The sequence below is a fragment of the Kocuria sp. HSID16901 genome, from assembly GCF_003989425.1.
Lineage (GTDB): Bacteria > Actinomycetota > Actinomycetes > Actinomycetales > Micrococcaceae > Rothia > Rothia massiliensis.
Genome location: NZ_RBLM01000015.1, coordinates 1 through 5,417, shown reverse-complemented (window position 1 = coordinate 5,417; position 5,417 = coordinate 1). Strand labels below are relative to the sequence as shown.

Here is a 5,417-nt window from a genome sequence, read left to right as displayed (position 1 = left end):
CAAAAATATTTTCGGCGGCGACCTACTCTCCCACACACCTACCGGGTGCAGTACCATCAGCGCTAAGAGCCTTAACTACCGGGTTCGGAATGAGACCGGGTGTACCCCTCTTGCCATAACCACCGAAAAACCTTCAACCACAACCACACCACCAACAGTGCAGCCGGGAAACCTCAAACAACACACCCCACAACAGGGTTGTTATCCCAAAACCATACAGTGAGCGCGACACACCACAACAAGTCCCACTACATCTTCATAGCAACAAAAACACTATTTGTGTGATAAACCTTCGGCCTATTAGTACCAGTCAACTCCACCAGTCTTCAGTCCTGGCTTCCATACCTGGCCTATCAACCCCGTCATCTACAGGGAGCCTCACACCCCACATAAGGGGCAAGGAGAACTCATCTCGAAGCAAGCTTCCCGCTTAGATGCCTTCAGCGGTTATCTCTGCCGAACGTAGCCAATCAGCCATGCACCTGGCGGTACAACTGACATACCAGAGGTTCGTCCGTCCCGGTCCTCTCGTACTAAGGACAGGCCTCCACAATTCTCCAACGCACGCAGCGGATAGGGACCGAACTGTCTCACGACGTTCTGAACCCAGCTCGCGTACCGCTTTAATGGGCGAACAGCCCAACCCTTGGGACCAACTCCAGCCCCAGGATGCGACGAGCCGACATCGAGGTGCCAAACCATGCCGTCGATATGGACTCTTGGGCAAGATCAGCCTGTTATCCCCGAGGTACCTTTTATCCGTTGAGCGACGGCCATTCCACAATGAACCGCCGGATCACTAGTCCCGACTTTCGTCCCTGCTCGACCTGCCAGTCTCACAGTCAAGCTCCCTTGTGCACTTACACTCAACACCTGATTGCCAACCAGGCTGAGGGAACCTTTGGGCGCCTCCGTTACTCTTTAGGAGGCAACCGCCCCAGTTAAACTACCCATCAGGCACTGTCCCTGACCCAGATCATGGGCCGAGGTTAGACATCCAATATGACCAGAGTGGTATTTCAACAACGACTCCACCACGACTAGCGCCGTAGCTTCACAATCTCCCACCTATCCTACACAAGCCACACCGAACACCAATACCAAACTATAGTAAAGGTCACGGGGTCTTTCCGTCCTGCTGCGCGAAACGAGCATCTTTACTCGTACTGCAATTTCGCCGAGTTCATGGTTGAGACAGTAGGGAAGTCGTTACTCCATTCGTGCAGGTCGGAACTTACCCGACAAGGAATTTCGCTACCTTAGGATGGTTATAGTTACCACCGCCGTTTACTGGGGCTTAAATTCTCCGCTTCGCCGAAGCTAACGGGTCCTCTTAACCTTCCAGCACCGGGCAGGAGTCAGTCCGTATACATCGTCTTGCGACTTCGCACGGACCTGTGTTTTTGATAAACAGTCGCTTCCCCCTGGTCTCTGCGACCCATACACGCTCCCCACCGCAAGGGCAGTTCACGCTCAAGGTCCCCCTTCTCCCGAAGTTACGGGGGCATTTTGCCGAGTTCCTTAACCATGATTCTCTCGAACGCCTTAGTATTCTCTACCTGATCACCTGTGTCGGTTTAGGGTACGGGCAACTAGAACCTCACGCCGATGCTTTTCTCGACAGCATAGGATCACCGAATCCCCCCACAAACGGGGGTCCCATCACATCTCAGGCACACAGGCCGCGCATTTAACAACGACCAACCCTACATGCTTAGACCACGACAACCACCGCGTGGCCCGGCTACCTTCCTGCGTCACACCCGTTAATGCGTTTACCGCCCCGTATCAGGTCCCATGCCAACAACACACCAGCACACAAAGTGCACCAAACATGCTGCCAGGATGGTTAGTCTCAACGGTTTAGTATGGACGGTTCTTCGTCGGTACGGGAATATCAACCCGTTATCCATCGACTACGCCTGTCGGCCTCGCCTTAGGCCCCGACTAACCCAGGGAAGATTAGCTTGACCCTGGAACCCTTGATCATTCGGCGGATACGTTTCTCACGCATCATTCGCTACTCATGCCTGCATTCTCACTCGCGTACACTCCACCACACGTTCACACGGCAGCTTCACCGCAGTACACGACGCTCCCCTACCCAACAACAAAAAAGTTATTGCCACGACTTCGGCGGTGTGCTTGAGCCCCGCTACATTATCGGCGCAGAATCACTTGACCAGTGAGCTATTACGCACTCTTTCAAGGATGGCTGCTTCTAAGCCAACCTCCTGGTTGTCTCAGCAACTCCACATCCTTTCCCACTTAGCACACGCTTAGGGGCCTTAGTCGATGATCTGGGCTGTTTCCCTCTCGACAATGAAGCTTATCCCCCACTGTCTCACTGCCGCGCTTACACTTACCCGCATTCGGAGTTTGGCTGACGTCAGTAACCCGATCAGGCCCATCAGCCAACCAGTAGCTCTACCTCAGATAAGCAACACGCGACGCTGCACCTAAATGCATTTCGGGGAGAACCAGCTATCACAGAGTTTGATTGGCCTTTCACCCCTACCCACAGCTCATCCCCTCCATTTTCAACTGAAGTGGGTTCGGTCCTCCACACGCTCTTACACGCGCTTCAACCTGGCCATGGGTAGATCACTCCGCTTCGGGTCTAGACCGTGCCACTGCAACGCCCTATTCAGACTCGCTTTCGCTACGGCTACCCCACACGGGTTAACCTCGCGACACAGCACTAACTCGCAGGCTCATTCTTCAAAAGGCACGCCATCACCCCAAAAGGCTCTGACGGCTTGTAGGCACACGGTTTCAGGTACTATTTCACTCCCCTCTCGGGGTACTTTTCACCATTCCCTCACGGTACTGATACACTATCGGTCACACGAAAGTATTTAGACTTACCAGGTGGTCCTGGCAGATTCACACGAGATTCCACGAGCCCCGTGCTACTCGGGTATCAACACCAACACCGGCACAATGATTTCAGCTACAGGACTCTCACCCACTCCGGTTCACCATCCCAGATGATTCGCCTATCACCACACCAAGCATCACCAGCCAAGTAAGAACTGGTACGCATTGACCCCACAACACCCATGATGCAACCCCTTACCGGTATCACACACCACAGGTTTAGTCTCATCCGCTTTCGCTCGCCACTACTCACAGAATCATTATTATTTTCTCTTCCTGAGGGTACTGAGATGTTTCACTTCCCCCCGTTCCCTCCACACACCCTATACATTCAGGTGCGGGTCACTACCCTTGACAGGCAGCGGGGTTTCCCCATTCGGAAATCCTCGGATCACAGCCCAGTTATCGGCTCCCCGAGGCATATCGCAGATTCACACGTCCTTCATCGGCTTCTTATGCCCAGGCATCCACCGTGCGCCCTTAACGATTTAACACACGAATAATCACCACAAAGACATTCACATAGAACAATACAACCCACCACACCACAACGATGCGGCAGATCATAAGATGCTCGCGTCCACTATATAGTTCTCAAACAACAACCCCACACCAGAAACACCACCACACAACCATGCAGCAACACCCCTGGAAGGGACAACCAAGACAACAACCCACAGGTTCATTGCCTCAAAACCCAACAGTGCGCTTCATCCACCACCAACACCACACACGCGGCATCAGCGGAACGAACATTGTATTCCACCCATGAGCAAACCACCTGCACAACACTCGTGCACAGCATGGCCAACCAAAAGTTGAGCTCCTTAGAAAGGAGGTGATCCAGCCGCACCTTCCGGTACGGCTACCTTGTTACGACTTAGTCCCAATCGCCAGTCCCACCTTCGACGACTCCCCCCACAAAGGGTTAGGCCATCGGCTTCGGGTGTTACCGACTTTCGTGACTTGACGGGCGGTGTGTACAAGGCCCGGGAACGTATTCACCGCAGCGTTGCTGATCTGCGATTACTAGCGACTCCGACTTCATGGGGTCGAGTTGCAGACCCCAATCCGAACTGAGACCGGCTTTTTGGGATTAGCTCCACCTCACAGTATCGCAACCCATTGTACCGGCCATTGTAGCATGCGTGAAGCCCAAGACATAAGGGGCATGATGATTTGACGTCATCCCCACCTTCCTCCGAGTTGACCCCGGCAGTCTCCTATGAGTCCCCACCATCACGTGCTGGCAACATAGAACGAGGGTTGCGCTCGTTGCGGGACTTAACCCAACATCTCACGACACGAGCTGACGACAACCATGCACCACCTGTACACCAGCCCCGAAAGGAAACAACATCTCTGCTGCGATCCGGTGTATGTCAAGCCTTGGTAAGGTTCTTCGCGTTGCATCGAATTAATCCGCATGCTCCGCCGCTTGTGCGGGCCCCCGTCAATTCCTTTGAGTTTTAGCCTTGCGGCCGTACTCCCCAGGCGGGGCACTTAATGCGTTAGCTACGGCGCGGAAAACGTGGAATGTCCCCCACACCTAGTGCCCAACGTTTACGGCATGGACTACCAGGGTATCTAATCCTGTTCGCTCCCCATGCTTTCGCTCCTCAGCGTCAGTAACAGCCCAGAGACCTGCCTTCGCCATCGGTGTTCCTCCTGATATCTGCGCATTTCACCGCTACACCAGGAATTCCAGTCTCCCCTACTGCACTCTAGCCTGCCCGTACCCACTGCACACCCGGGGTTAAGCCCCGGGCTTTCACAGCAGACGCGACAAACCGCCTACGAGCTCTTTACGCCCAATAATTCCGGACAACGCTTGCGCCCTACGTATTACCGCGGCTGCTGGCACGTAGTTAGCCGGCGCTTCTTCTGCAGGTACCGTCACTTTCGCTTCTTCCCTGCTGAAAGAGGTTTACAACCCGAAGGCCGTCATCCCTCACGCGGCGTCGCTGCATCAGGCTTGCGCCCATTGTGCAATATTCCCCACTGCTGCCTCCCGTAGGAGTCTGGGCCGTGTCTCAGTCCCAGTGTGGCCGGTCACCCTCTCAGGCCGGCTACCCGTCGTCGCCTTGGTAAGCCATTACCTCACCAACAAGCTGATAGGCCGTGAGCCCATCAAAGACCAGTACAAACCCTTTCCACCAACAGAGCATGCGCCCATTGGTCATATCCGGTATTAGACCCAGTTTCCCAGGCTTATCCCAGAGTCCAAGGTAGGTCACTCACGTATTACTCACCCGTTCGCCACTCATCCACCCGGTGCAAGCACCAAGCTTCAGCGTTCGACTTGCATGTGTTAAGCACGCCGCCAGCGTTCGTCCTGAGCCAGGATCAAACTCTCCGTTAAAAAACAAACAAAGAGAAAAACCCGAGGCTCAACAAAATAAAACCCCAACAAACAACCATCACGGGGTGATGATCAAACGTTCATCAGGTCATGCTGAAACCAACAAGAATTTCTACAAAAAACATTGGTACAACATTCTATAAACAAAGCACACTATTGAGTTCTCAAACAACGA

The 5,417-nt window shown here is 53.8% G+C and carries 3 rRNA genes; all 3 read right to left on the bottom strand.

Annotated elements, in window-relative coordinates:
- Nucleotides 1-9 precede the first annotated feature (9 nt).
- A 5S ribosomal RNA gene (gene rrf, locus D8M21_RS11195) occupies nucleotides 10-127 on the bottom strand.
- Nucleotides 128-280: 153 nt separating this feature from the next.
- A 23S ribosomal RNA gene (locus D8M21_RS11190) occupies nucleotides 281-3,374 on the bottom strand.
- Nucleotides 3,375-3,711: 337 nt separating this feature from the next.
- Nucleotides 3,712-5,242 (bottom strand): 16S ribosomal RNA (locus tag D8M21_RS11185).
- The 16S, 23S and 5S rRNA genes sit together here, the layout of an rRNA operon.
- Between the last annotated feature and the right edge of the window lie 175 nt (nucleotides 5,243-5,417).